This window comes from Pedobacter sp. Leaf194, assembly GCF_001423945.1.
Taxonomy (GTDB): domain Bacteria; phylum Bacteroidota; class Bacteroidia; order Sphingobacteriales; family Sphingobacteriaceae; genus Pedobacter.
In genome coordinates, this window is sequence record NZ_LMPU01000008.1 from 349,317 (window position 1) to 374,297 (window position 24,981).

Below are 24,981 nucleotides of genomic sequence, written 5' to 3' on the forward strand. Positions count from 1 at the left end.
ACTAAATCAGTTTTAAAATAAATAGTACAACACTTCTCAAACTTACCAGCATAACGATGATGCCTACCGCAACCATAATGGTTTTTGCTGATATCTTATTTGAAACCCTTGCCGCAATTGGCGACGCGATGGCGCTGCCAATTATCAAACCTAGTACGGCCTCCCAGTGTTTGCCTCCAAGCATCGTAAAAAATGTTAGCGAACTTAAGGTGGCAATAAAAAATCTGCTTATCTTAACTGTCCCCAAAGAAAAGAGCGGGTGCCGCCCTCCGGCAATTAGGCTGGAAAGTACAATTGAGCCCCATCCGCCACCAAATGCGGCATCGATAAAACCGCCAACAAATCCCAGCAATCCGATTTTCTTTATTTTTTGTTCTGCTTTTTTTCTTTTGATGTTGAAAGCTTTCGTTAAAATTACACCTCCTAAAAATAGCGTGTAAACAGCCACTACAGGTTTTACATAAGCGCTGTAATGCTCCAGAGATGATAAAATATAGGCACCTAAAACCGCTCCTAAAATGGCCGGCAGAATCAGAATTTTAAATAATTTCCAGTTTACATTGCCCATTCTGTAATGCATCCAGCCAGCAATTCCATTACTCATAACTTCTGATATGTGAATGGCCATGCTTGCAGAAGCGGGCGGCAGACCCATTGCGAGTGAAAATGACGCGGTTGTTACGCCATACGACATCCCGATTGCGCCATCTATCAATGCAAATACAAAACCTGCACCCAAAAACCAGTAAAATAATGGGTCGATATTGATTAAAAAAGTCTGAAACTCGGGTTCTGTATTCCACAGCGAGAAGCCGATTGCGCCAATTAACAAGACCGCAGCGAGCCAGATTAACCATTTTATGTTACGCTCCGCAAAGCTTTTCTGCGGATTTATAAGGCTTTGCGTAACCTTATTTAGCTTTTTTACTTTTGCAGAGAAGTCGCCATTTAGTGTCTGCCGAAGCGCATTCATGTTTTGCAACGTTTCATCCAATTCTGCCGGAATCCCTTCGTTCAAAATCTGTTTCAGTCGCTTTGCTATCGTTGGCGATTTACCGTTTGTAGAGATGGCAATTTTTAAATCGCCCTTTTGAACGATTGAGCCTAAATAAAAATCGCACAAATCAGGCTTATCGGCCACGTTAATCAGCAAACCTTTTTCATGCGTAACTTTTCTAATTTCTTCATTTAAAATATTGTTGTTCGTTGCGGCAAAAACGATGTCAATCTCCTCTAAATCAAAAACATCAAAACTTTTTTGCTTCACTTTTATCTGCGGATTAGCCGAAACAAGCGCATGAACTTCAGCTGAAACTGCCTCTGCAACAATAGTAATTTTCGCCTGGTTACTGTTATTTACAATCGCAGTTAATTTTTCGAGACCAATATTGCCTGCGCCGATTAATAATGTACGGAGCTTGTTCAGCTTTATAAAAACCGGAAAAAGCTGGTTCCCCTGCTCTTCAACGTAAGGTATATCACTATCGGGTTGTTTAGGCGATACTTGCATAGTGTTTGGCTAAGCTTTTAAATGATGGGTGAAGAGAAACGACTTCGCCAAAAATTAAGAGCGCAGGTGGTTTAACATTTTCCTTTTCCACCAATTTCTCAATAGACTCTACTACGCCAACAATTAGTTTTTCTTCGGAAGATGACCCGTTTTGTACCACGGCTGCCGGCAAATTATGTTTGCCAGCGGCTTTAAAAATTTCGACAATTTTGGAAAGCTTTTTTAGTCCCATTAAAATTAAAACCGTAGCGTTTGATTGCGCTGCCTGATAAATGTCGTTAGAAACTTCGCCAGACGTGGTTGTTCCTGTAATCACCCAAAAACTTTCGCTTAAGCCACGGTGTGTTACCGGAATTTGCTGCAAGGCCGGAACGCCGATTGAACTTGAAATTCCGGGAATAACATCTACAGGTATACTGTATGATGCAGCATAATCCAATTCCTCATAGCCGCGACCGAAAACGAATGGGTCTCCCCCTTTTAAGCGCACAACGTGACCATAGTTTAAAGCATAATCAATCATCAGTTTATTGATTGTTTCCTGCGGATACGAGTGTTCACCAGAACGTTTACCAACGTAAACTTTTATGGCATTTGCAGGTGCGTGTTCCAGCAATGCCTCATTTGTTAACGCATCATACAGTACAACATCTGCAGTCCGCAAGGCTTTAACACCTTTTAAAGTTAATAAATCCGGGTCGCCAGGACCAGCACCTAAAAGCGTTATTTTCGACTCTTTATCTTGATTAATCATAACTTTAATTTTTTGAATGAATGAATTTCAAATTAGGGATTGTTTTTACCAGCGATTTTCGGACCCGCACAATCATTCAACATATCATTTACCAATTCTTTCATTTCTTACTTTACTGTCCTTGTTTCCTTAATTTGTTTCAAAAATTCCGCAGCCTGATTAACATATTGGTTGGCAAAATCTGCTGTTGGCTCATTTTTGTTAATCTGTAAAACTAAGTCTGAAAAATTTGTTGGCAGATTAAACGCTCCTGTTTCCACATAGTGAATATCAAATTCCCTTATTACGCCAACCTGCGTGCTGCTGTTTACGCCTTTATCTAAGAGCAGCGATTTTGCAGCGCTAACAAAGGTGCTGTAGGTATGGTAAATTGCATCGGCGTAAGCGCCTTTTTCTAAATTTTGTTCGGCCCAACCAAATTTCTCTTCGGCTTCTAAAAGTAAAGTTGCCACCAAATCGATTACAACACCGGCACATTCACCAACACCAATTGCCGTTGCAAATTGCTCTACATGGCCCCAATCAACAAATTCTTCTTCCTGAAGATTGGTTAAATCGGCCAATGGTTTTAAGAGTTGATAAAAATGATCCTTCCCTTTTTTATCATAATATTGGTGAAAATTCTCGTTGCCTACATTATTCGCTTTAAAGTCGTTCAAAATATAGTGCAAAACACTGGTGGCCCGTTTCGATGGCACTTTAATAACGCGTTCGGCCACGCGGCCTACGCCATTTCCAACAGTACCACCGCCAAGCATTACCTGCACTGCAGGCACAACTTTTCCGTCTGCTTTTACTGAACTTCCATGAAAACCAATTTCTGCTAAACCATGTTGGCCGCAGGAATTCATACAACCACTTATTTTTATTTTGATATTCTTTTCATAAATAAACTCAGGGAAATCGTTATAAATTACCTCTTCCAACACTTCAGCTAAAGTCATTGAGTTAGAGATTCCCAGGTTACAGGTATCCGTTCCCGGACATGTAGTAATATCAGCTAAACTATCGAAACCAGCGGTTGTAAAACCTATTTTATTTAAAGCCACATACAGAGATGGCAAAGCCTCTTTGCGAACAAACTTTAGCAACAACCCTTGGTTTTGAGTAATTCTTATTTCGTCTGCAACGTAAGGCTTAATCGCATCAACAAATGCACGGGCCTTATCGGTTTTTATATCTCCAACCTGAATTTTCACATATACGGAATAGAACCCTTCCTGTTTTTGCGGAACAACGTTAGTCGCCGACCAATGTTTATAGTGCGCCTCATTCAGGATTTCTACTGGTGAATAGCTATGGTTTATTAGCAATTCCGGTTGCGAAACCGTGTTTCTATCAATCACAAAGCTTTTCACCTTATTTGCGGTTCGCTCTTCGGCTACCAACCGCAACACTTCTTCTAAACCTAATTTCTGAACCAAATACTTTAAGCGGGCTTTATTTCTGTTGGTTCGTTCGCCGTAACGGTCGAAAACACGAAGAACGGATTCTGTAAAGGGAATTAACTGATCTTCCTGTAAGAATTCGTGAATAGGACTCGCTAAAAATGGTTGAGCACCCAAACCGCCGGCAAACAACACTTTAAAGCCTCTTTCTCCCTGCTCATTAATTTTCGGAATAAAACCCAAGTCATGAATGTAACTAAAAGCGGTATCCTTATCGCTGGAAGAGAAAGAGATTTTAATTTTCCTTCCCATCTCCTGGCAAATTGGATTTCGTAAAAAGTATTTGAATACTGCCTGCGCATAAGGCGAAACATCAAAGGGTTCATCTATATCAATTCCAGCATTTGGCGATGCGGTTACATTTCTTACGGTGTTTCCGCATGCCTCCCGAAGGGTAATGTCATCCTGCTCCAGTTTAGCCCAAAGTTCGGGCGTTCTGTCTAAACTCACATAATGCAACTGAATATCCTGACGGGTTGTTAAATGCAAATTACCACTACCGTATTCGTCGGCAATGTCTGCAATGCGCAACAACTGTTTAAAAGTTAGCTTTCCGAAAGGTAGTTTAATGCGAATCATTTGCACCCCGGGTTGTCTTTGGCCATAAACCCCACGAGCAAGGCGTAAACTTCTGAATTTCTCGTCGTGAATGGTTCCATCGCGAAAAGCTTTAATTTTATTCTCTAAATCTATAATGTCCTGCTCGACAATTGGATTTTCGAGTTCTGTTCTGAAACTCTGCATATATGTTGTTAGCTTTTATTCAAAAAATGCTTCTCTTTTTAAATGAGAAGCATCCAATTTTATACCTATAAATCATCAGAATACCCCTCTTCTACTTTGTTTTGGAACAAGAGTACATCATCCGGGCGTCGGTTTTAACAGCAATAAAATTGTTATTCATCTGCCAAATATATAAAGTATATAGGAATAGTAGTAATTTTTCTTAAAAAAGATATATCTAATGCTAAGATGCAGACCTACAGGCGCTGGAAATTACTGCGCAGGGAAGTGAAAGGCTGGCATTTTAGTAGTGCAGAGCAAGTTAAGCTGGAAAGGCATGAGCCAGCCAGGTTTGGGCGGAATTTAATTTTAAAGCAGTAAAAACTTTGGAATTTGTTAAAGGGTATCGATTGTTAGCTTGAGGCTGTCTTCCCTACCAATAACATCAGCAATGCTGGTTTCGCTTAAAACTTTAAGGGTTGCATCTCTAACATCGATAAATGCACTCCTAATGCCACATGTTTTCTCGTCAACACATTCATCACATTTGTGGTAAAAGTTTAAGCTGGCGCAGGGTACCATCGCAATTGGCCCGTCGGTTACCCGCATTACCTGTACTAGTAGAATTTCTTCTGGCTTTTTATTTAAGCTATAGCCCCCGCCCGCTCCTTTTTTACTGTAAAGGAAACCTGCATTGCGTAAATCAAGGAGAATTTGCTCGAGGAATTTTTTCGGAATATGCTCCTCCTCGGCAATCTTTGAGATTTGCATAGGTGGTTTCTCTACGTTTTTACCAAGTGCAACTAGTGCTTTAATGGCATATTTAGTCTTTTTTGATAGCATATATCCTACAAAGCTAATAAAAGAATGTAATAATTAAAACAGCCTGCTTTTTGCCAAAGCCCGTCCTTTACCAATAAATAATTTTGCTATAAATACCTATATTTAAGGAAAAAAGTCCTGATGTTCCAGCGTGTTAACTTGTTTAATATTCGAAACCGTAAAATTAGCATTGAATCGAAGTTATTTGCTTTGTTGTGCCTCTGCATAATTATCGTATCTATTTCGAGCATAATTTTTAACCTGATAATTGGCCTCACTTTATTAAACGATTTATCAATCTTTTTCTTCATCCTGGTACACGCTACGTTTTATTATTATGCCCTGCAGGATAAAGTTTCGGAGGGTGGGCGGTTTTTCTACTTCATTTTTAATTGCGTTACCATGCTTCCCGCCTGGTTTTTAAATGGAGGGTCGGTTGGTTCTACACCGATTTTCCTGATTTTCTACTTAAGCGTTGCGGTATTGTCACTGAGTAATAAATTCAGAACCTGGTTTATTGTGCTGTTTATAACTACGGCTGGCTCCTGCATATTGCTTGAAAGCCTTTTTCCGACTTTGATTACGCCCTATCCCAGCGATTCGGCAAGAAACCTGGATCTGATTTTTGCTTTTCTGAACATCTCTTTTATGATGATTTTCATGCTTTTAGCATACAGGAATGTGCTCGACTATGAACGGCTCCTGCTTCTAAAAATTCAGCAAAGATTGGAAACTTCGCAACAGGAACTGATTGTTGCCAAAGATACCGCAGAGGAAGCTACCGCAGCGAAATCAATTTTCCTTGCGAATATGAGTCACGAGATTAGAACGCCCCTTAACGGCATAATCGGCGCTTCGGAACTTTTAAAAATGACTACCCTTGATGATGAACAAACGCAATTGCTAAATACGCTACAGGCCAGCAATAGCATAATGGTAGACATTGTGAACGATTTGCTCGATATTTCCAGAATTGAGGCGAATAAAATGGAGATTCACAGGCATCCGTTTAACTTAAGAAAATCATTAACCGACGTTGAAAATATTACTAAACCGTTGGTAAAAAATAAGGGTTTGCATTGTTCAATTACGATTGATAACGACTTGCCTTCAACCATTATAACTGATGAAATTAAATACAAGCAGATACTTATCAACCTCTTAAGCAACGCTATAAAATTTACGGAACGTGGTCAAATCAATTTAGAAGTTAAGTACGAAAGCATTAACGGAAAAGCACTGCTAACATCAACGGTAACAGACACGGGCATTGGCATTAATAAAGACGACATGCAAAAGCTATTTCTACCGTTCTCTCAAATAAACCCATCGCTAACCCGCAAATTTGGTGGTGCCGGCTTAGGACTCGTAATCTGTAGAAAACTGGCCGAAATGATGGGTGGCAATATTTCTGCCTCGAGCGAAATTGATAAAGGCTCTAAATTTACTTTGCGTATTCCGGTTGAAAGTTATAATGAGAACGAGGCGGTTAAAAGTAATTCAATAAGAAACAAAAAGATCATACCGGATGCGGGAATAAAAATTTTAATTGCTGAAGATAATATCTTCAACCAGGTTATAACATCAAAGATGCTGCAAAAATCCGGATATAATTTCGCGGTCGTGAGCAACGGCATTGAAGCGGTGAAGCAGGCTCAGGAATCGCATTTTAATATCGTTTTGATGGACATGCAAATGCCCGAAATGGACGGCATAACGGCAACGCTTGAGATTCTGAGACATTATGAAATTAAAAACCTACCGGCTCCAATTATAATCGGGTGCACAGCCAATGCCATGGAAAGTGATAAAAACACCTGTTTAAATGCAGGAATGAAAGATTTTTTAGCGAAGCCTTTTACCCTGGATGAACTCCGTACCCTGATGATAAAATGGACCAAGGCGGAAAAAAAAAGCCTAAAATAATCAAGCAACAGTAAAAAAAATCGGTTACAAAACCATCTGCCCAATTATCCTGTCTTTTAAATTTACTTTTACCAAAAATAATTTTTGATGAAACGGAGATTTAATATCCTGCCAATACTAGTATTTGTCGCATTTTTTGTACTCATAAACGCCTACATTTTATCAGGTCTTGAAACCATAATCCACTCCAAACTTCTTACACCTGTGTTCTGGATTTTTATCGCTCTATTGGTGGCGGCATTAGCGATAACCATTAGAAGGGTGCGTGGAAGCGGCGGAATGGATAAATACTTCCAAATTGTTATCCACTTGTTCCTCGTTGTATTTGTTGCCGAATTAATTTTTGCCATATTTCTCTTTATCGGGGACATTTACAGAACCGTGCTGGCGATTACCTCAAATTTCCAAACAGCCGGTTTTAATTGGCTGGCCAGAAGTACCGCCTGGGTAGACTTTTCTTTGGTGATGTTTAGTTTCACAGTTCTACTCTTTATATACGGTATCACGCGTGGTAAATATGCTTACAGGGTGATAAAACACACACTATACTTTGATGATTTACCAAAAAGCTTCGATGGTTTTACCCTTACGCAGATATCGGATGTGCATGCAGGAAGTTTTACCAACCCAAAAGCGGTACAAAAAGGCATTGATTTAATTAATGCACAAAAAAGTGATTTATTCGTTTTTACGGGCGATTTAGTGAACAACGCCTCATCAGAAATTGTGCCTTACATTGGGCACTTTTCACAAATTAAAGCGCCGTTTGGGCAATACTCAGTTTTAGGCAATCACGATTATGGCGACTATATTAAATGGCCCACAGAAGCAGATAAGGTGAAAAATCTTCAGCAGCTAAAGGCTTACCATGCCGATTTAGGATTTAAACTCTTACTTGATGAGCATGTAGAACTTACTAAAAACGGTCAGAAGATTATCCTAGCAGGTGTAGAGAACTGGGGCATCGGTTTCGGTGAACGGGGAGATTTAAAGAAAGCACTTTCGAATACCGAACCAAATGACTTCAAAATTTTGCTTTCTCATGATCCATCGCATTGGGATGCGCAGGTGAAAGAATTTCCATCGAAAATACAATTAACACTAGCCGGACACACACATGGCATGCAGTTTGGAATCGAAGCTTTCGGCATAAAATGGAGCCCGGTGAAATATCGCTACAAACACTGGGCTGGCTTAAAGACTGAAAACGATAGATATTTAAACATTAATCGTGGATTTGGTTTTCTCGGTTTTTCAGGGCGGGTAGGTATCTGGCCAGAAATTACGGTTATCGAATTGAAATGTAAGCAAGCTTCAGCTTCACGCTAAACTCAACGAATTAACATCGAATCCTCAAATTTTAGTATTGTAAGTAGCGACTTATTAAATTTATCGTTCAAATTTTCTTTAATTTGAAAAAGGAATAAGTAAAAAAAAACATAGAGTAAATGAGCACTATAGATTTATCGGGACGCTACGAATCAATGACTTATCGCAGGTGCGGAAAAAGCGGACTAAAATTGCCTGCCCTATCGCTAGGTTTGTGGCACAATTTCGGGCATGTAAATGTATTTGAGAACAGCAAAAAACTTATAGAAACTGCTTTTAGCAGAGGCATAACACATTTCGATTTAGCGAATAACTATGGGCCGCCTCCGGGTTCTGCAGAAGAAACTTTTGGAAAAATTTTACACGAGAATTTTAAAAGCTATCGTGATGAGATGATTATTTCCTCAAAAGCAGGCTACAAAATGTGGGATGGTCCTTATGGCGAATGGGGTTCAAAAAAATACCTGGTTTCGAGTCTCGATCAGAGTCTGAAAAGAATGAAAATCGACTATGTCGACATTTTTTACCACCATCGCCCCGACCCGGAAACTCCATTAGAAGAAACAATGGCTACGCTGAGTTTGATGGTGCAGCAGGGAAAGGCATTGTACGTTGGCATTTCAAATTATGAGGCAAGCGATGCACAAAAAGCATTTAAAATGCTTGAAGAGATGGGAACATCCTGTTTAATTCATCAGCCAAAATATTCAATGTTCGAACGCTGGGTCGAAGATGGATTAATGGATGTGTTGGCAGAAAATGGTGTTGGCTGCATCCCCTTTTCGCCTTTAGCTCAAGGCTTGCTTACCGATAAATATCTCCATGGAATACCGGCTGATTCACGCGTGGCTACGAGCGGCGTTTTTTTAAACGAAAGCAATTTAACAAGCGAAAAGCTGGCAATAATTGCCAGGCTTAATGAAGTTGCTGCTACAAGAAATCAAAAGCTTGCACACATGGCAATCGCTTGGCTGCTTAAAGATGAACGGGTAACATCGGTATTAATTGGCGCCAGTAAACCTGAACAAATCACGGATTCTATCAAAGCGCTGGATAACATTGTGTTCAGCGATGCGGAGCTTGCAAAAATTGATGCAATTTTATCAGGCAAATAATAAAAAAGGCTATCAAAATGTTTTGATAGCCTTTAATTTTGCATTAAGCTCCTATTTCGAAAACTTGTAAATAGAACTTGTTTTATAAATCTGCTTTGGCTTTAATGTGGTTGTTGGAAACTGCGGCTGGTTTGGCGAATCTGGAAAGTGTTGTGTTTCCATACAAAAAGCGGTTCTGAAATCGTCTTTAGCGCCAGTTTTAAAAGTGTTTTTAGCTTGCATGAAGTTACCACTGTAAAACTGCAAGCCTGGTTCTTGAGTATACACGTCCATAACAATGCCCGACTTATCGCCTGTTGCCGTGGCTGCGTGAAACATCCCTGCTGCAGCTGTTTTATTTAAAACGAAATTATGATCGTACCCTTTACCATTTTTCAACTGGTCGTTTTGTTCGTTTATAGCTAAACCAATTGCTTTTTCTTTAGTGAAATCGAAAGGCGTTCCTGCAACTTTTTCAATTTTTCCGGTCGGAATCAACGAAGAATCCACCGGTGTGTAGCCGTCGGCATAAATTTTTACCTTATGGTTTAGGATGTCTCCACTGCCTTCTCCATTTAAATTAAAGAATGCGTGGTTTGTTAAATTCACCACTGTGTTTTTATCTGTTGTTGCCAGATAATCAATTTTCAATTCGTTATCATCTGTTAAACTGTAGGTCACCTTCACATCCAAATTGCCAGGAAAACCTTCTTCCATGTCTTTAGAGTAGTAATGAAATTCTACTGCATGATCATTTAGTTGTTTAGCATCCCAAGCAACATACTGGTAACCCTTCTTGCCACCATGTAATGTATTTGCGCCATTATTTGTAAATAACTTATATTCCTTGCCATCAAGCGTAAATTTACCCTTTGCAATTCGGTTGCCAAATCTTCCAATAGTCGCTCCAAAATAGGGCTCTGTCGATTTTTCGTAACCGCTGAGGCTTCCAAAGCCAACAACAACATCAGTCAGATTCCCATTTTTGTCAGGAACAAGCAAACTAATTAAACGGCCTCCATAATTCGTAAAAACAGCTTTCGCATGGTTGGCATTTTCCAGCGTATATAAACCAACTTTTACGCCATCAATTTCACTATTAAATGAATCAGCGGCAAGCGTAACAATTTTTTTTGCATCATGTGAGACACCATCTGCTCCTGTTTTTTTGCTTTCTGAATTGCATGAGGACAGTAAGATAGCTAAGGCAAGAATTTTGAGAAAAGGAAATTTGATATTCATAACACGGATATTTGATTTACAATAAAGCTATTAAATCGTTTTAGTATAACAAGGCAACTAAAGAAAATATTTTTAATTTTTTTCTGAAAGCTCGAAACTAAACGAGATTTCACGATGTTATCTAGAATAGATTAACCAATTTATTATGATGAGCCAGAAAATCACGCTAAACCACGATGATGAATTTATTTACGTAGCAGAAGAACAGGATAGAAACTATTGGGCCGCAAGACTTGGGGTAAGCATTGAAACTTTAAAATCTGCAATTAGGGCAAGTAGAAGCACTGCCCTTGAAAGCGTAAAAAATTATCTTTCAGAAAAAGGAAAAGTAATTTATTCAGAGTAATATCAACATTGCTAAAATGCTAAATGAAAATATCAATTCCCCATTTAGCATTTTCTTTAGTTTTCATCTTCATCAGGAAATTCTTCCCTTAGTTTTGCGATAACCTGCTGTATAACTAAATCTGTTTGTTTTAATGATGCAGGCAATGAAATATCATCAATCTTTTCTCTTCCCACATGCTCTATATCACGAATAACCTTTTGTAACGGGCTAATGTTCAGGTTATCGATATTTGATTTCAGTTTGTGTGCGATTGCACCCATTTGCTCCAAATCGTTTGCGTGGTAAGCATCAATCATTTCCTTCACCGTTAAAGGTGTTTGCTCGCAAAACATATCTACCATCTTTCTTACAAATGGTTCCCTACCCTTACTAATGGTTCTTAAACCTGCTAAATCGTAGAGCGTCTCATTCTGTTGTGTTGGTGCCTGTTCCATTTCTACTTTGTTAGGTTGCTGTTCACCGCCGGGTAAAATCCATTTGTCGATGGTTTTTAGAAACTGTTCTTCGTTAATCGGCTTCGTAATGTAATCGTTCATGCCCGCAGCAATGCATTTTTCACGCTCGCCTTTAATTGCAGAAGCCGTTAATGCAATAATTGGAATATTATTACCCGATTGTCGCAGTTTTTTTGTGGTTTCGTAGCCATTCATCACCGGCATTTGGATGTCCATAAGTATTACATCGAAGTTTTCCCGCGAAACCATGTCTAAAGCAATTTCTCCATTTTCTGCCACCATAACTGTCGCACCATAATCGAGCAAAAGAATAGAGGCAACAAGCCGGTTCAGGTCGTTGTCATCAGTAACCAAAATTTTCTTACCAACTAAAAACTCTTCGCTAAACGTGGTCTCCGCTTTCTCCGGCATGTCATCCGACTCACCTTTCTGCAGTTCCAAAACAAACGAAATGGTTGAACCAACTCCTTTCGTGCTCTCTACAAATATTTCTCCGCCCATTTGCTCAATAAGCTCTCTGCAAATGCTCATGCCCAAGCCTGTGCCGCCATACTTGCGGCTAACAGATTCATTTTCCTGACTAAATTTATCGAAAAGGTGCTCCACAAAGGCGGCGTCCATACCAATCCCCGTATCAACTACCGATACATGTATAACCTGAGACCCTGGTTTATCGGCAATAACCCTACAAATCAAATCTACCGAACCCTTTTCTGTAAATTTTACTGCGTTTGTCATTAAATTCAGTAACACCTGATTGAGGCGGTAAGGGTCGCCAATTAAAACAGGTGCAATGTTTCCGTCGAAATGAAAGTTATTTAAGTCCAGCCCTTTTTCTTCGCCTTTATGCGTTATTACCTGCATCGCATTTTGCAGTACATCGATAAAATTAAAGCCGATATTTTCTAAACTCAGTTTTCCTGCATCGATTTTTGAAAGGTCGAGCACATCATTAATGATGACCAGTAAACTTTTTGAAGCTGTATGTATGGTTTCCAGGTAAAACTCCTGTTGTGGCTCGAGATTGGTTTTTGCCAGCTGGTTGGCCATACTCATAATCGCATTCATCGGGGTTCTAATCTCATGGCTCATATTTGCCAGAAATATCTCTTTTGAATGTGCCGATTGTTCTGCTTCTATCCTCGCTTCTACCAGGTCGGTTTCCTGCGTCTTTTGGTCAGTAATATCGAGATGTATGCCTATCGAGCCTACAAGTTCTGCCTTATCGTTATAACGTGGGGCGCCACTTATGAGCCACCATTTTGTATCGCCGTTCTTGTCCCTTGTTTCTACCTCATAAGCATCTGCAAGGCCTTTTTCCCGTATCTTTTGCTTGTCCCGCTCCAAATTCGCATTATCGCCGAATAAAAACAACTCGGCAGATTTTTTGCCAATTAATTCAGGCATCGAATAACCACTCATGTAGCAAAAACTATTGTTTGCGTAAGTAATTTTGCCGTCGTTATCAACCTCGAGCAAGCCCAGCTTCATATTTGCTAATATGCTCCTATATTTTTCTTCGTTGATTCTTAAAGATTCCTCAATACTTTTCCGCTCTGTTATATCAGCCATGAAGCCGGTAAAAATTTTCGCATCATTCTGGTCGGTATACGAATATGAGGAATGTACTGCATACCAGCGGGTGCTTAAACCTGGAATGGTGATTTCTGATTCATCATAAAAGGGTTCAAGCGTATTTCTACTGTGCTGTTGCTTTATATTAATGCGCTCCTGATCCAAAGGCGCAATGTATTTCTGATTCCAGAATTCATCCGGAGTAATACCAAAAACCCGTTTAATTGCCGGACTTATATAACGCAAACCATCTGACCCGTCTGCCCGGTATTCGTATTCGTAAATAACACCCGGAATATTTTCGGATAGCGATTTAAATTGTTTAACGCGTTGTTCCAGTTCCTGCTCGGTTTGCTTTATAGGCGTTATGTCTGTGTGTGTGCCCACAACACGCAACGGCCTGCCTTGCTCATCCTTCTCGATAACAACGCCACGATCCAACACCCATTTTATGTCGCCGTTTTTATGTAGAATACGATATTCTTCATTGTGCGAATCTATTTGTCCGCGTCTGTATTGTTTAAAATTCGAAAGTAACAGGTGGAAATCATCTTTATGCACCCTGTCCCACCAGTTAGAGTCGCCCTGCTCAAATTCATTGCCTGTATATCCCCAGAAATCATTATTTGTTTTTGAAAAAAAGGTTTTTCCGGTAACAAAATCATGTTCCCAAACATTTCCTATTTTTTCTAAAGCTATCCTAAACCGGTTTTCTGAGTCTTTGAGTCGTTCCTGAGCTTCTTTCTCGTTTGTAATGTCTTCTATGAGTGCAAAAAAGCCGGTAAGTTCCTGATTGTGGTTGTGGATTGGCTGGCCTTTAATTCTTGCCCAATACGGCATTCCGGATTTTGAGTAGTTGTAAATGTCGGCATTGAAGGCCTCGCCACGGGTAACGCAGGCGTTTAAATAATTTAAAGTATCCTGACTGGTTAACGGCCCATGCAGCAAATGCTCCGCTTTTTTACCAACGGCCTCGTCAAAAGTGTAGCCCGTCATATTGGTGAAACTTTGATTCACCCAGGTAATTATATCGTTGTTATCGGTTATAATAACGGTATTTGTATTTACCTCAGCAATCTGAGATAAAATTAAGAGCTGCTCTTTTTGGTCTTTCGAGGCTTGCTTTTGCCTGTTGATAAGTTCCAGATCTTTACAACTATTACCTGCAAATAAAAAGGTTTTTTCGTTGTCAAAATACTCTAAAAAACCCGAAAGCAATAAGGTAGAATCTCCTTTTGAAATTAATTCTATCTGCCGGCCAACAAATGATCTGAAAACTTCGGCCTCGTTTTGAGTGCTATGGATATTATTTATCGAAAACAGCTCGAAAAGCGGTTGGTTTATGTTTTGTAAAATGAAAGATTCCAGGCCGATTCCATAAGATTCTACAACCAGGTCTTGACTGATAATCAGGTGATAAGGAAAAAGACGGTTTAATTGATCTTGGTTAATTGGCAACAGGGACACACTCATATTTTCAATGATAATTTAATAGTTCGAGGACTGGCCTCGAAGAGAGTTTACATTTAGTGATGATCGTTATGCTTTCAAATAACACAAGTCAAATATCCAAATGCGTTAAAAGAAATTTAAAGATATGTGTTTAATATCTAAATTTATAAACTGAGAATAACTTTCGGCCCATCTAATCGATATTAAATAAGTTTTTTGGCCATTTCGTCTAAAAAAACGTAAATAAAGGTTGGTTAGTGTTGCATCAAGGATTATGAATAGGCATTTCGTCAAAAAAAAAAATTTTATACTTATTATTAAGGAAAATAGATTTGTATTTAGCAAGCTTTTTTATATCATTGCACAAATATCATCACCTGTTTTTGCTTTCTAAATTTTTTGCCTCAACTGGCAGCATTACAAGTGTAGAAATACATTTGTAATTTTAGAGATAGAACTTGGTTTTTGTTAAATCCCAAACAGTAAATGAACCCTATTTTTGTCCCTATTCTGAAAACAATACTCCGAAAGTTACGCTTGCCAGGCATTGGGCCTTTTCAACATAACTTTCTGCTTCAAAACTTTTGCTATACGGTTGCATCATTTTCCGATAATGAACAGCTATCGCGGACATTTTAGGTCACAAAAAAATAAACATAATCCGTTATTAAAAAACTTAACAGGCGCTTTTTACGTTATAATAGCTATTGTTTAAACAACGTTCCAAAAAATGAATTTGTCAGGCACACGAAAAATCAAGATTTTAATTGTTGAAGATGACGTTTTTATGCAAGCCATCCTCGAGGAGATTTTGAGTTCAACATACGACATCGAAATGCGATCGAACGGAATGGACGCCTTGTCTTTTTTGCAAAACGGGAATATTCCTGATTTGATTATTGCAGACTTAAACACGCCAAAACTTAATGGCCTCCAGCTAATTGAGCAAGTTAAAGTGAGCGATTTCTTCAACTCCGTGCCAATTGTAATCCTTTCGGGTGAAGAAAGTTCGGACAAACGGATTAAATGTTTAGATGCAGGGGCAGACGATTTTATCGTAAAACCGTTTAACCCTGCCGAGTTAGAAGCCAGAATTAGAGTTGTTTTAAGGAGAATGGGCAAACTGAGCGCTTAATATATGAGTGAAGAACTTAATGCTTCCCCAGGACAACCAATTATTGCCCTTGTAGGTTTTGAAAACGCATTTGCAGAAATTTTTGCGCAATGCGATTTTGGAAAAAGTGAACTTGTACATTTCGAGAATGGAATGAAGATGGCTTCAACCTGGCTCGAAGAAAATCTTAACATCGTTGCGATTATTTCTTACAGCGAAATTATGGCGCCTGCCGGACTTGCGCTGGTAGAAACGCTCAAAAAGAAACAACTTCCTTTAGTGCCGTTTTTTTTAGTGGTAAATTACTTTAACCCAAATTTGCGCACCCTGGCACTTTCGGCCGGTGTTTCTGATGTGTTCAGACTTCCACTGAAGGCATCGAAAATTCAGAAGCGGGTCACTTTTTTAATTGATAGCTGGGCACAATTAAAGGGCAATATTAAACCTGATGTACCGCCAATAAAAAACATAGCCTTTGCGAAACGGGCCTTTGATGTGTTTTTTGCCGGCCTCGCATTATTTTTGCTCTCGCCCCTCTTTCTGATTATTTATATCCTGATAAAATTTGAATCTAAAGGACCAGTATTTTACTATTCTTTACGTGCCGGAACCGGATTTAAGGTCTTTAAATTTTATAAATTCAGGTCGATGTTTGTTAATGCAGACCAGCGCATAAAAGATTTGATGCATTTAAATCAATATGACATCGATTCGGGCAAAAAAGAAAGTGACAACGTTGTTAAAGAAAGTTTATGCAGCCAGTGTGCAGCAGAGGGGAAATGCCAGTATCCGCTTTACGCAGATAATATACAGTGGTGCGAGAAAGACTTCAAATACGCTAAAATGGCAAGTTCAGGATCTGCATTTTTCAAAATAAAAAACGACCCGAGAATTACCAAAGTGGGCAATTTTATACGAAATACCAGTATCGACGAACTTCCTCAACTCTGGAATGTAATTATCGGCGATATGAGTATTGTGGGTAACCGCCCGCTTCCGCTATACGAAGCAGAAAAATTAACAACTGATAAATATGTACTCAGGTTTGCAGCACCTGCAGGCATAACCGGATTATGGCAGGTTGAAAAGCGTGGTAAAGGCGATATGAGTGAAGAAGAACGTCTAATGCTCGATAATACTTACGCAAAAAATCAAAGCTTCGTTAACGACATTAAATTGATTCTGAAAACAATTCCCGCTTTATTGCAAAAAGAAAACGTTTAATTTTCATCAGCTACTACCCTTTTCAGAAAGACCAAATCTCCGGCCTCCAAGCTCAGATTTATCCATTACTAAAACGATTTGTAACAGTTTAAACGCAATTTATTAGAAATAAATAAATTCAAAAACTATTTGTTACTTTCGAAATAAAAATTGAAATCAAATGAAAAGAGCATTAATAATTTTCTCGCTGTTTACAATATTTTGTACTGCAGGTATGGCCCAAACGCCTAACACTTTATCAAAAAAGGAAGTGAGACAAGGTTGGAAATTACTGTTTGACGGCAGCACCACCAAAGGTTGGCATACCTACCTTCGTGATACCGTAGGCTCGAAATGGACGGTGCAGAATGGAGCTATCGTGTTCGACCCTAGCAAACCAAGAAATGGTGGAGGCGACATTGTAACAAACGAAGCCTATGAAAACTATGAACTTAACCTGGAATGGAAGATATCAAAAGGTGGTAACAGCGGAATTATTTTCGATATCCAGGAAGACCCAAAATTTAGGGCAACTTATTTAACAGGACCAGAAATGCAGGTGTTGGATAATATTGATGCTGACGATAACAAAAAACAAAATCACCTGGCAGGTTGCCTTTACGACATGTCTGGCGATGCAACAGTTTCAAAACCGAAGCCAGTAGGCGAATGGAATAAAGTAAGATTAATTCAAAACAAAGGCCATTTAACCTTCTATTTAAACGGTGTTAAAACTTTTGACGGGCAAATTGGAAGCGAAGAATGGAATAAACTTGTTGAAAACAGCAAGTTTAAAGACAAAGCATTTTCAAACTTTGCGAAGGTAGCCAAAGGAAAAATTGCTTTGCAAGAGCACCCAGGCTCTAGTCAGTGGAGAAATATTAAAATTAAAGCCTTATAAATTTCTTAATTTGAAGAGAAACCCGTTGCAAAATTGTAACGGGTTTTTTTGTCCTAAATGCAACCGCTTTTTGACTTGTTTAGCATCGCCCGTAACGGCGACTTCTGGTTATTTTTAAGGCTGCTAATTCATAAACTAATTAAGACGATGTCATTCCAGGGATATTTAAAAACCATTAAAGAAAAAACAGGACTAGGCCCTGAGCAGTTAAAAAGTAAAGCAGATGAGAAGGGTTTTACCGAAGCCGGAAAACTTAAAGCAACAGTTAAGGCCAGCGAAATTGTAAATTGGCTTAAGGAAGAATACAATCTCGGCCATGGCCATTCGATGGCAGTTTATGCACTGCTGAAAGGTATAAAAGATGAGAACAGTAAATAAAAATTGCCTCAAGATTATCATGAGGCAATTTTTTAAAGTTTGTTACTCTCTTTGATTTAATAACCTGATGGTTTTAACTTCATTTTCGCTGAATGGGGTTTTATCTTTTCGATATATGTCATGGAACCATAGTTCGGGCTCTTTTCCACCTGGAATTGGTGTATCCCAGGCAAAAATTGTATTGGTTTTGCCCGATACAAAACCCCAGTTGATGGCACCAACTTTTTCAGTTTTCAACATGGGCAAAATGGTTTGAAAAAGGCTTCCATTTTTACGAGCCATGTATTCTGTACAAACGAGCGGTTTGTTGTAGCTTCTCAGCTCCTGGATTTTTTTCTGATGGGTGTCTATATACCCGTAATGGTGGTACGTTATGATGTCAGAATTTTCGAGTTGAAATTTGTTTAGCTTGTCGAAATTTGAACCGAAACTCCAGATGCCGGCCGTAAGTGGCTGAGCGGGATTAACAGCCTTTGCCCAATCAAAGGTTAGTTGTAAAAGGTTTAAGCTTTTATCCACGTAATTACTGTTCCCGGGCTCATTGTACAAATCCCACATCACAATTCTATCATCGGTTTTATGAGCATTTAAAATGTCTTTTACATAGGCTTCCAACATTTTCAAACTGTCGGGGTTATTTCTAATATCAGTGCCAGGGTCTCTAACCCAGCCACTATTGTGCACACCGGCTTTTGGTTCGGGTTGTTTTCCGGCGGCATATTTATCGTTCCAGCAATCATCAAAAAACACAAGTATCGTTTTAATTTTATGTTTTGATGAAATATCGAGATATTGATTCAGCCTTTTCTTAAATCCTTCTTTGTCAGAGGTCCAGGCGATGTGATGCAAAAATACACGCATGGTATTAAATCCTAATTCCTGGGCCCAACCCAATTCTTTATCAATTGTAGCCGGGTCGAAAGTTGCAGCCTGAAACATTTCGAGTTGATTAATTGCTGTAGCGGGCTGATAGTTGCAACCCGTCATCCAGGGCTGTTTTTTATACCAGGCATTTGCCTGCTCGGTTGTCCATCTGCTTTGCGCAAAGGTTGCGCTAAAAAGCAAAGCCGCAAGAAAAGTAAAAAGATATCTCATAATTAAATTTTAGTAAACTAATTTAACTAAAACGTTTTAATTACAAAATTTTAAATAATAAAACCCTCGAAAACTATGTTTCGAGGGTTTCGGTAAAAAACTTAAGAATAACTGTAAAACGAGTTATAAAGTTGCCATGTCGATAACGAAACGATAGCGAACATCACCTTTTTGCATTCTTTCATAGGCCGTATGGATGTCTTTCATATCAATCATTTCGATCTCCGAAACAATATCATTCTCCGCACAGAAATCCAGCATTTCCTGGGTTTCTTTAATGCCGCCAATGCCAGAACCTGCAAGGCTTTTTCTGCCACCTAATAAGCTAAACGCAGCAATCTCTGCCGGTTTTGGTGGTACACCCACGCATATATGCGTTCCGTTGGTTCTTAACAACGACAAATACATATTGAAATCGTGTTCTGCAGAAACGGTATCCAAAATAAAGTCGAAAGTGCCTTTAGCTTCTTTTATTTGAGCAGGGTCAGTAGTGACCACAAAATGGTGTGCGCCTAATTTTTTAGCATCTTCCTCTTTACTCGGCGAAGTGCTTAAAACAGTAACATCAGCGCCAAAAGCAACGCCGAATTTAACCGCCATGTGCCCTAAGCCGCCTAAACCTAACACGGCCAACTTGTGTCCTTTACCAACTTTCCAATGGCGTAACGGCGAATAAGTTGTAATGCCCGCACACAATAAAGGTGCAACTGCTGCTAAATTTAAATTATCAGCGATTTTAAGAACAAATTCTTCTCTAACAACAATGCTATCAGAATAGCCACCATAAGTTGGGGTTTTACCATCTCTTTCCAAACCGTTGTATGTCTGTGTATTTCCTTCCAGGCAGTATTGCTCCAAATCCTGCTTGCAATTTTCGCAAACCTGGCAAGAATCTACCATACAACCGGTTCCAGCTAAATCGCCAACTTTAAAATTTTTAACGTGGTCGCCCACTTTTACCACGCGACCAACGATCTCATGGCCTGGAACCATCGGAAAAATCCCCGGGAACCAGTCGTTTTTAATCTGATGCAAATCCGAATGGCAAACGCCACAAAAAAGTATCTCGAATTGTACATCATGCGGCCCAACCTCTCGGCGTTCAAAATTCCAGGGGGCTAAATCCGTTTCAGCACTTTGTGCTGCATATCCTTTTGCTGCTATCATATCTTTTAATTATTACTATACCTCAACAAATATAATCGCCATTTGTTAAGCAAGTATTACACATTTCAAGAAATGATTACGATTTGCAAACATTAGGCCATATTTTAGCAAGCCAAAACTAATTCCGGCTAGTTATCCAAACTGTCAACTGAATTTGCCAGTATGTTTATTGCTGCTTTCATCTCGGCATAATCGAAGTTACCGAAACCCAATCTTGTAGCCGTTAAATTTCTATTCTGGTACAAACTTATTTTCGGGAGGAAAAGGCCATTTTCTGCGCATTTTTTTTTCAGCTTAGCCAAATTGGGGTGGTCTGCCCACTCTATCCAAAAAGCCAATCCACGGGATGGCGTGATAAACATAATGTGTGCTCCTAACTGCTCGGTGAGTAAACCTGCAAACCAATCCCTCCTTTGCCTGTAAATTTTCTTACTCTTCTTTAGAACGCGGTGAATCTCACCATTTTCTATCCAGCTTGTAAGCACTTGCTCCTTTATGTTATCCACACCAGCCGATAAAATTTTGTGATGCTTTTCTAACTCGATAATAAAAGATTCGGGTGCGGAAACAAAGCCGTAACCGAAGCCTGCCGGCAGGGAACGTGCCAGGGAGCCTACATAAATCACATTGCTGTTTGTGTTTAAAGCTGCTAAAGGCAAGACGGGATTGTTATCAAAATGAAAGTCGAATTCGTAATCATCCTCCACGATGATTAGGCTAAATTCTTCAGCCAGTTCCAATAGCTGAATTCGCCTTTTAGCATTTAAGGACACAGTTGTTGGGTAATGGTAAACCGAGGTAAGATAAAGTATTTTGATTTGCTGGCCGGCACAAATTTGTCTTAACGATTCAATTTTTAGTCCGTCATCATCAACGGGAACAGAAATAATTTCTGCGCCACTATCTGATATGGTCATGTTCGATAAATAGTAACTTGGCGCAGCAACTACAACCTTATCTCCCGGCGAAATTAGTATTTTGAAAATCAAATACAGGCAGATTTCATGGCTGTTCGTGCTGAACAAGTTCTCTGCAGAAATCCGCAGGTTGCGGGAAAGGTTCAAAAAATTTGATAGCTGTTTTTTGAAATTAACATGTATCAGCTGGGAATTATTATTTTTCGGATTGTGATGTTTTAGTTTCGAAACATACAGGCGGGCGAGTGTATCGTAAAGCATCAAACTTTGGTCGGGCATACCATCATTAAATTGCAAAGGCAAATCACTGATTTCTGTCGGGTTTTCCAGCAAAGCTGAGCGTACAAAACTCAATTCGTTCGCTTGTGAGGAAACGATCTTCCTTGAAAGATTTAGCACACCAGCGCTTTTGTCGTGTTTTTGGCTAGACAAAACGAACACGCCCCTGCTTGGAAAAATCTCGATAAATCCCTGCGCTTCCAGTTCATGAAACGCTTTGATGAGCGTATTGCGGTTAATCTTTATCAGCTTACATAGAATTCTGGTTCCGGGTAATTTGGTGCCCTCTGGCAATAAACCTAACTGTATCGCCTTAATAAAACTAAAAGTAATTTGCAAATAAACCGGGTTGGCATCAGCTTTATCAATGGTAACGAAACTATTAAAAGGAATTTGAACCGGACTATCCATTTTATCAGAACTGGTATACATTAGTAGTACGGCAATATACTACTTTTGAGAAAAATTTTAGCATGAGAAAAATCTACCTCGCACTGATGGTATTGATGAGTACGAGCCTGGCGGCACAACAAAAGCAAGATACTGTTATCACCATGAAAGAAGTTGTGATAAATGAAAACGGTTTCAGTACGCCAATATCGAAGCAAAACCGAAACGTTTATACGATTGATAAAGCAACTATAGCAAAACTTCCTGCCCGGAGCATTCAGGAAGTTTTACAGTATGCAAACGGAGTAGATTTAAGACAGCGGGGGCCTTTTGGTGGCCAGGCCGATGTTAGCATAGACGGTGGTAGTTTTGAGCAAACCGTTGTGCTGCTAAACGGAACGAAAATAATCGATTCGCAAACCGCTCACAATACCTTAAACCTGCCAATCCCGATTGAGGCCATCGAAAGAATTGAAATCATCCGCGGACCTGCTGCAAGAATTTATGGTATTAATAGTTTAACAGGTGCCATAAACATTATTACGAAAAAGCCTGTAAAATCGGGATTGCTTTTGGATACCCATGCCGGCTCAAATTTCGAAAAAGACAACGAAGGTTCGGGGAAGACATTTTATAACGCCGGCATTCAAATCGGCGCAGTCTTGGCGAAAAAAAATAACCAGCATTCAATTTTCAGTTCCTACGATAAAAGCAATGGTTACCGTTTTAATACACAATTCGAAAACGCCAAAATATTATATCAGGGCGGTTTTCAGTTTGATGGTTCAAATGAGTTAAATGCCTCGCTTGGCTATACCCAAAACGAATTTGGCGCAAATGGCTTCTATGCTGCTCCTGGTGATAAAAATTCAGTGGAAAAAGTACAAACTACGCTTGCTGCACTACAATCGGTACACAGATTATCGCCAAAATGGACTTTAATGCCACGATTAAGCTATAGATATAATTTTGATGATTACCGTTATTTTGGCAACGTAAACCCGAATGCCGGCGTGAGCAAACACAGCACAAATACCATCGCGGCAGAAATTACCAGTACATATAAAAGTGATAATGGCGAACTGGCGCTTGGTGCCGAAGTGAGAAGTGAGGAAATAAACTCATCGAATATTGGGAAACACGAACGTGAAAATGTTGGAATATTTGCACAATACCGGATGGATTTATTAAGCAATTTAAATGTAAATGCAGGCACCTACCTGAATTACAACTCTGCTTATAAATGGCAGCTTTACCCTGGTTTAGATGCTAGTTATACTCTTAGCGAGGCGTTTAAAATTGTTGGAAACATAGGTACAAGTCAGCGCATTCCTTCTTTTACAGACCTTTATTTAAACCAACGGCCGGGAAATATAGGAAATGCTAACGTTGAGCCGGAAAAGGCATTTCAAAGTGAAATTGGGTTTAAGTACTTTAAGGGTAATTTCAATTTTACATCCAGTCTTTTTTACAGAAACATTGATAGGTTTATTGACTACACCAGGGTTGCTACCACCGATCCATTCGAGGCAAACAATGTTGGCACAATGGCCACAAATGGTTTAAATTTAAGGGGCAATTACAACCTAAGCGTTTCAGAAAATTCAGTAATAAATTTAAGTGTAGCTTATGCTTACCTCGATTCGAAGTTTAAGGACATGGAGGCGGGCAAAGCCTATAAATATCAGTTATCATCGTTAAAGCATCAGGTTACAAACACTGTAGATTTCAGCTGTCGGGGTTTTTCTATTTTGCTGGCCACACGTTTTAATCAGCGAATTACGGGCCCTTCTTATTGGGTTAGCGACGCGAGGGTTAGTCAGGGCATTAAACATTTTACCATTTACCTGGACGCTCAGAATATTTTCGACGCCAGTTATGTCGAGATTGGGGCCATCCCGCTACCATCTCGTTGGTTAAGTTTAGGCGTAAAGTTCGTTACTTTCTAATACAAATCTCCGTTTTGTAAGGCTATTGGCTTCTTCATTTCTCAGAATGAAAAACTTATTTGTAATTTTGCGCCAATGATTTTTTATAAAACTGACGAACAAGTAGAGCTGATGCGAATCAGTGCACTTTTGGTAAGCGAAACACTTTCGGAGATCGCAAAAATTTTACGACCGGGATTAACAACCATAGCAATTGATAAATTGGCTAATGAGTTCATTTTGGACAATGGCGCTGTGCCATCATTCTATAACTATCAAGGTTTTCCTCACCACATTATTACCTCTTTAAATGATGTTGTTGTACACGGTTTTCCTGGTAAAGAAGAATTAAAAGACGGCGATATTCTTACCGTTGATGTTGGTGTGATAAAAAACGAGTACCATGGTGATCATGCTTATACTTTTGTAATTGGCGATGCAAGCGATGAGATTCTGAATCTCGTAAAGACAACCAAAGAATCATTATTTGTTGGCATTAACGAAGCTGTTGTAGGCAAGCGCTTAGGCGATATTGGCTTTGCGATACAAAACCACAATGAGAAACAAGGGTTTAGCGTTGTTCGGGATTTTGTTGGCCACGGACTAGGGAAAAGCATGCATGAAGATCCTCAGGTGCCTAACTACGGCAAGCGAGGTTCGGGTTTATTGTTGAAAGAAAATCTGGTGTTAGCGATCGAACCCATGATAAACCTGGGCAAAAAAGATGTGTTTATAGAAAAAGATGGCTGGACGGTAAGAACTGTTGATGGCAAAGCCTCTGTTCATTTTGAACATGATGTTTGTGTAAAAAAAGGTAAAGCGTTAATCTTATCGGATTATACACCCATCGAAGCAGCAGAAAAAAACAACGAGAACCTGAAATATATAGGTTAACTCTATTACCAGCTGAATATATTAAAAGATAAAACC

The 24,981-nt window shown here is 39.4% G+C and carries 19 protein-coding genes; 10 read left to right on the plus strand and 9 right to left on the minus strand.

Annotated elements, in window-relative coordinates; genetic code table 11:
• Position 1 precedes the first annotated feature (1 nt).
• From ASG14_RS09170 to ASG14_RS09185, 4 genes are all read right to left on the minus strand, one after another.
• Positions 2 to 1,510 carry a TSUP family transporter gene (locus ASG14_RS09170; RefSeq protein ID WP_056870755.1) on the minus strand — a complete coding sequence of 503 codons (1,509 nt, stop codon included), beginning with the start codon at positions 1,508 to 1,510 and terminating at the stop codon, positions 2 to 4.
• Positions 1,494 to 2,264, minus strand: coding sequence for a uroporphyrinogen-III C-methyltransferase (cobA, locus tag ASG14_RS09175; protein WP_056870756.1), 771 nt, complete (start codon positions 2,262 to 2,264; stop codon positions 1,494 to 1,496). The genes ASG14_RS09170 and cobA overlap by 17 nt, the downstream gene beginning before the upstream one ends.
• 107 nt (positions 2,265 to 2,371) lie before the next feature.
• Positions 2,372 to 4,456: a HEPN domain-containing protein gene (locus tag ASG14_RS09180; protein ID WP_056870757.1), complete on the minus strand. Its 2,085-nt coding sequence runs from the start codon at positions 4,454 to 4,456 to the stop codon at positions 2,372 to 2,374.
• A 375-nt stretch (positions 4,457 to 4,831) separates the two neighbouring features.
• Entirely contained in the window at positions 4,832 to 5,278 is a 447-nt protein-coding gene (locus tag ASG14_RS09185; RefSeq protein ID WP_056870758.1) for an Rrf2 family transcriptional regulator, read from the minus strand.
• A gap of 120 nt (positions 5,279 to 5,398) precedes the next feature.
• Between ASG14_RS09185 and ASG14_RS09190 the strand changes: the two genes are divergently transcribed.
• The 3 genes from ASG14_RS09190 (at position 5,399) to mgrA (ending at position 9,627) form a co-directional block, all read left to right on the plus strand.
• Positions 5,399 to 7,183, plus strand: coding sequence for an ATP-binding protein (locus tag ASG14_RS09190; RefSeq protein WP_056870759.1), 1,785 nt, complete (start codon positions 5,399 to 5,401; stop codon positions 7,181 to 7,183).
• An 87-nt stretch (positions 7,184 to 7,270) separates the two neighbouring features.
• A complete protein-coding gene (locus ASG14_RS09195; protein WP_056870760.1) occupies positions 7,271 to 8,512 on the plus strand; it encodes a metallophosphoesterase in 1,242 nt (413 codons plus the stop codon).
• A gap of 119 nt (positions 8,513 to 8,631) precedes the next feature.
• On the plus strand, positions 8,632 to 9,627 hold the full coding sequence (mgrA, locus tag ASG14_RS09200) for an L-glyceraldehyde 3-phosphate reductase (RefSeq protein ID WP_056870761.1): 996 nt from the start codon (positions 8,632 to 8,634) through the stop codon (positions 9,625 to 9,627).
• 51 nt (positions 9,628 to 9,678) lie between these two features.
• Here mgrA and ASG14_RS09205 read toward each other — a convergent pair whose 3' ends face one another.
• Positions 9,679 to 10,848: an aldose epimerase family protein gene (locus ASG14_RS09205; protein WP_056870762.1), complete on the minus strand. Its 1,170-nt coding sequence runs from the start codon at positions 10,846 to 10,848 to the stop codon at positions 9,679 to 9,681.
• 145 nt (positions 10,849 to 10,993) lie between these two features.
• Here ASG14_RS09205 and ASG14_RS09210 point away from each other — a divergent pair, with 145 nt between their 5' ends.
• Entirely contained in the window at positions 10,994 to 11,194 is a 201-nt protein-coding gene (locus ASG14_RS09210; RefSeq protein WP_082491488.1) for a DUF3606 domain-containing protein, read from the plus strand.
• Between the two features lie 56 nt (positions 11,195 to 11,250).
• On the opposite strand, the gene ASG14_RS09215 is transcribed toward ASG14_RS09210, so the two are convergent.
• On the minus strand, positions 11,251 to 14,700 hold the full coding sequence (locus ASG14_RS09215) for a PAS domain S-box protein (protein ID WP_056870764.1): 3,450 nt from the start codon (positions 14,698 to 14,700) through the stop codon (positions 11,251 to 11,253).
• A 709-nt stretch (positions 14,701 to 15,409) separates the two neighbouring features.
• Here ASG14_RS09215 and ASG14_RS09220 point away from each other — a divergent pair.
• The 4 genes from ASG14_RS09220 (at position 15,410) to ASG14_RS09235 (ending at position 18,275) form a co-directional block, all read left to right on the plus strand.
• The gene (locus ASG14_RS09220) at positions 15,410 to 15,814 is read left to right on the plus strand and encodes a PleD family two-component system response regulator (RefSeq protein WP_056870765.1); all 405 of its coding nucleotides are present in this window, start codon (positions 15,410 to 15,412) and stop codon (positions 15,812 to 15,814) included.
• Positions 15,815 to 15,817: 3 nt separating this feature from the next.
• Positions 15,818 to 17,017 (plus strand): sugar transferase, encoded by a 1,200-nt coding sequence (locus ASG14_RS09225; protein WP_056870766.1) that lies wholly within the window; start codon positions 15,818 to 15,820, stop codon positions 17,015 to 17,017.
• 160 nt (positions 17,018 to 17,177) lie between these two features.
• The gene (locus tag ASG14_RS09230; RefSeq protein ID WP_056870767.1) at positions 17,178 to 17,897 is read left to right on the plus strand and encodes a DUF1080 domain-containing protein; all 720 of its coding nucleotides are present in this window, start codon (positions 17,178 to 17,180) and stop codon (positions 17,895 to 17,897) included.
• Between the two features lie 147 nt (positions 17,898 to 18,044).
• The gene (locus tag ASG14_RS09235; RefSeq protein ID WP_056870970.1) at positions 18,045 to 18,275 is read left to right on the plus strand and encodes a DUF4287 domain-containing protein; all 231 of its coding nucleotides are present in this window, start codon (positions 18,045 to 18,047) and stop codon (positions 18,273 to 18,275) included.
• Positions 18,276 to 18,317: 42 nt separating this feature from the next.
• Here the strand turns inward: ASG14_RS09235 and ASG14_RS09240 are convergent, their stop codons facing one another.
• The 3 genes from ASG14_RS09240 to ASG14_RS09250 form a co-directional block, all read right to left on the minus strand.
• On the minus strand, positions 18,318 to 19,370 hold the full coding sequence (locus tag ASG14_RS09240) for a cellulase family glycosylhydrolase (RefSeq protein WP_056870768.1): 1,053 nt from the start codon (positions 19,368 to 19,370) through the stop codon (positions 18,318 to 18,320).
• 123 nt (positions 19,371 to 19,493) lie between these two features.
• The gene (locus tag ASG14_RS09245; protein WP_056870769.1) at positions 19,494 to 20,537 is read right to left on the minus strand and encodes an NAD(P)-dependent alcohol dehydrogenase; all 1,044 of its coding nucleotides are present in this window, start codon (positions 20,535 to 20,537) and stop codon (positions 19,494 to 19,496) included.
• A 128-nt stretch (positions 20,538 to 20,665) separates the two neighbouring features.
• Positions 20,666 to 22,165: a PLP-dependent aminotransferase family protein gene (locus ASG14_RS09250; protein ID WP_235528548.1), complete on the minus strand. Its 1,500-nt coding sequence runs from the start codon at positions 22,163 to 22,165 to the stop codon at positions 20,666 to 20,668.
• A 41-nt stretch (positions 22,166 to 22,206) separates the two neighbouring features.
• On the opposite strand from ASG14_RS09250, the gene ASG14_RS09255 reads away from it, so the two are divergent.
• Positions 22,207 to 24,072, plus strand: coding sequence for a TonB-dependent siderophore receptor (locus tag ASG14_RS09255; protein WP_056870770.1), 1,866 nt, complete (start codon positions 22,207 to 22,209; stop codon positions 24,070 to 24,072).
• 75 nt (positions 24,073 to 24,147) lie between these two features.
• Positions 24,148 to 24,945 carry a type I methionyl aminopeptidase gene (map, locus tag ASG14_RS09260; protein ID WP_056870771.1) on the plus strand — a complete coding sequence of 266 codons (798 nt, stop codon included), beginning with the start codon at positions 24,148 to 24,150 and terminating at the stop codon, positions 24,943 to 24,945.
• The last annotated feature ends 36 nt before the right edge of the window (positions 24,946 to 24,981 follow it).

Bases quoted from the DNA above. Each gene is read 5' to 3' on its own strand.
- ASG14_RS09170 (WP_056870755.1), bottom strand. From the start codon at position 1,510: ATGCAAGTATCGCCTAAACAACCCGATAGTGATATACCTTACGTTGAA.
- cobA (WP_056870756.1), bottom strand. From the start codon at position 2,264: ATGATTAATCAAGATAAAGAGTCGAAAATAACGCTTTTAGGTGCTGGT.
- ASG14_RS09180 (WP_056870757.1), bottom strand. From the start codon at position 4,456: ATGCAGAGTTTCAGAACAGAACTCGAAAATCCAATTGTCGAGCAGGAC.
- ASG14_RS09185 (WP_056870758.1), bottom strand. From the start codon at position 5,278: ATGCTATCAAAAAAGACTAAATATGCCATTAAAGCACTAGTTGCACTT.
- ASG14_RS09190 (WP_056870759.1), top strand. From the start codon at position 5,399: ATGTTCCAGCGTGTTAACTTGTTTAATATTCGAAACCGTAAAATTAGC.
- ASG14_RS09195 (WP_056870760.1), top strand. From the start codon at position 7,271: ATGAAACGGAGATTTAATATCCTGCCAATACTAGTATTTGTCGCATTT.
- mgrA (WP_056870761.1), top strand. From the start codon at position 8,632: ATGAGCACTATAGATTTATCGGGACGCTACGAATCAATGACTTATCGC.
- ASG14_RS09205 (WP_056870762.1), bottom strand. From the start codon at position 10,848: ATGAATATCAAATTTCCTTTTCTCAAAATTCTTGCCTTAGCTATCTTA.
- ASG14_RS09210 (WP_082491488.1), top strand. From the start codon at position 10,994: ATGATGAGCCAGAAAATCACGCTAAACCACGATGATGAATTTATTTAC.
- ASG14_RS09215 (WP_056870764.1), bottom strand. From the start codon at position 14,700: ATGAGTGTGTCCCTGTTGCCAATTAACCAAGATCAATTAAACCGTCTT.
- ASG14_RS09220 (WP_056870765.1), top strand. From the start codon at position 15,410: ATGAATTTGTCAGGCACACGAAAAATCAAGATTTTAATTGTTGAAGAT.
- ASG14_RS09225 (WP_056870766.1), top strand. From the start codon at position 15,818: ATGAGTGAAGAACTTAATGCTTCCCCAGGACAACCAATTATTGCCCTT.
- ASG14_RS09230 (WP_056870767.1), top strand. From the start codon at position 17,178: ATGAAAAGAGCATTAATAATTTTCTCGCTGTTTACAATATTTTGTACT.
- ASG14_RS09235 (WP_056870970.1), top strand. From the start codon at position 18,045: ATGTCATTCCAGGGATATTTAAAAACCATTAAAGAAAAAACAGGACTA.
- ASG14_RS09240 (WP_056870768.1), bottom strand. From the start codon at position 19,370: ATGAGATATCTTTTTACTTTTCTTGCGGCTTTGCTTTTTAGCGCAACC.
- ASG14_RS09245 (WP_056870769.1), bottom strand. From the start codon at position 20,537: ATGATAGCAGCAAAAGGATATGCAGCACAAAGTGCTGAAACGGATTTA.
- ASG14_RS09250 (WP_235528548.1), bottom strand. From the start codon at position 22,165: ATGTATACCAGTTCTGATAAAATGGATAGTCCGGTTCAAATTCCTTTT.
- ASG14_RS09255 (WP_056870770.1), top strand. From the start codon at position 22,207: ATGAGAAAAATCTACCTCGCACTGATGGTATTGATGAGTACGAGCCTG.
- map (WP_056870771.1), top strand. From the start codon at position 24,148: ATGATTTTTTATAAAACTGACGAACAAGTAGAGCTGATGCGAATCAGT.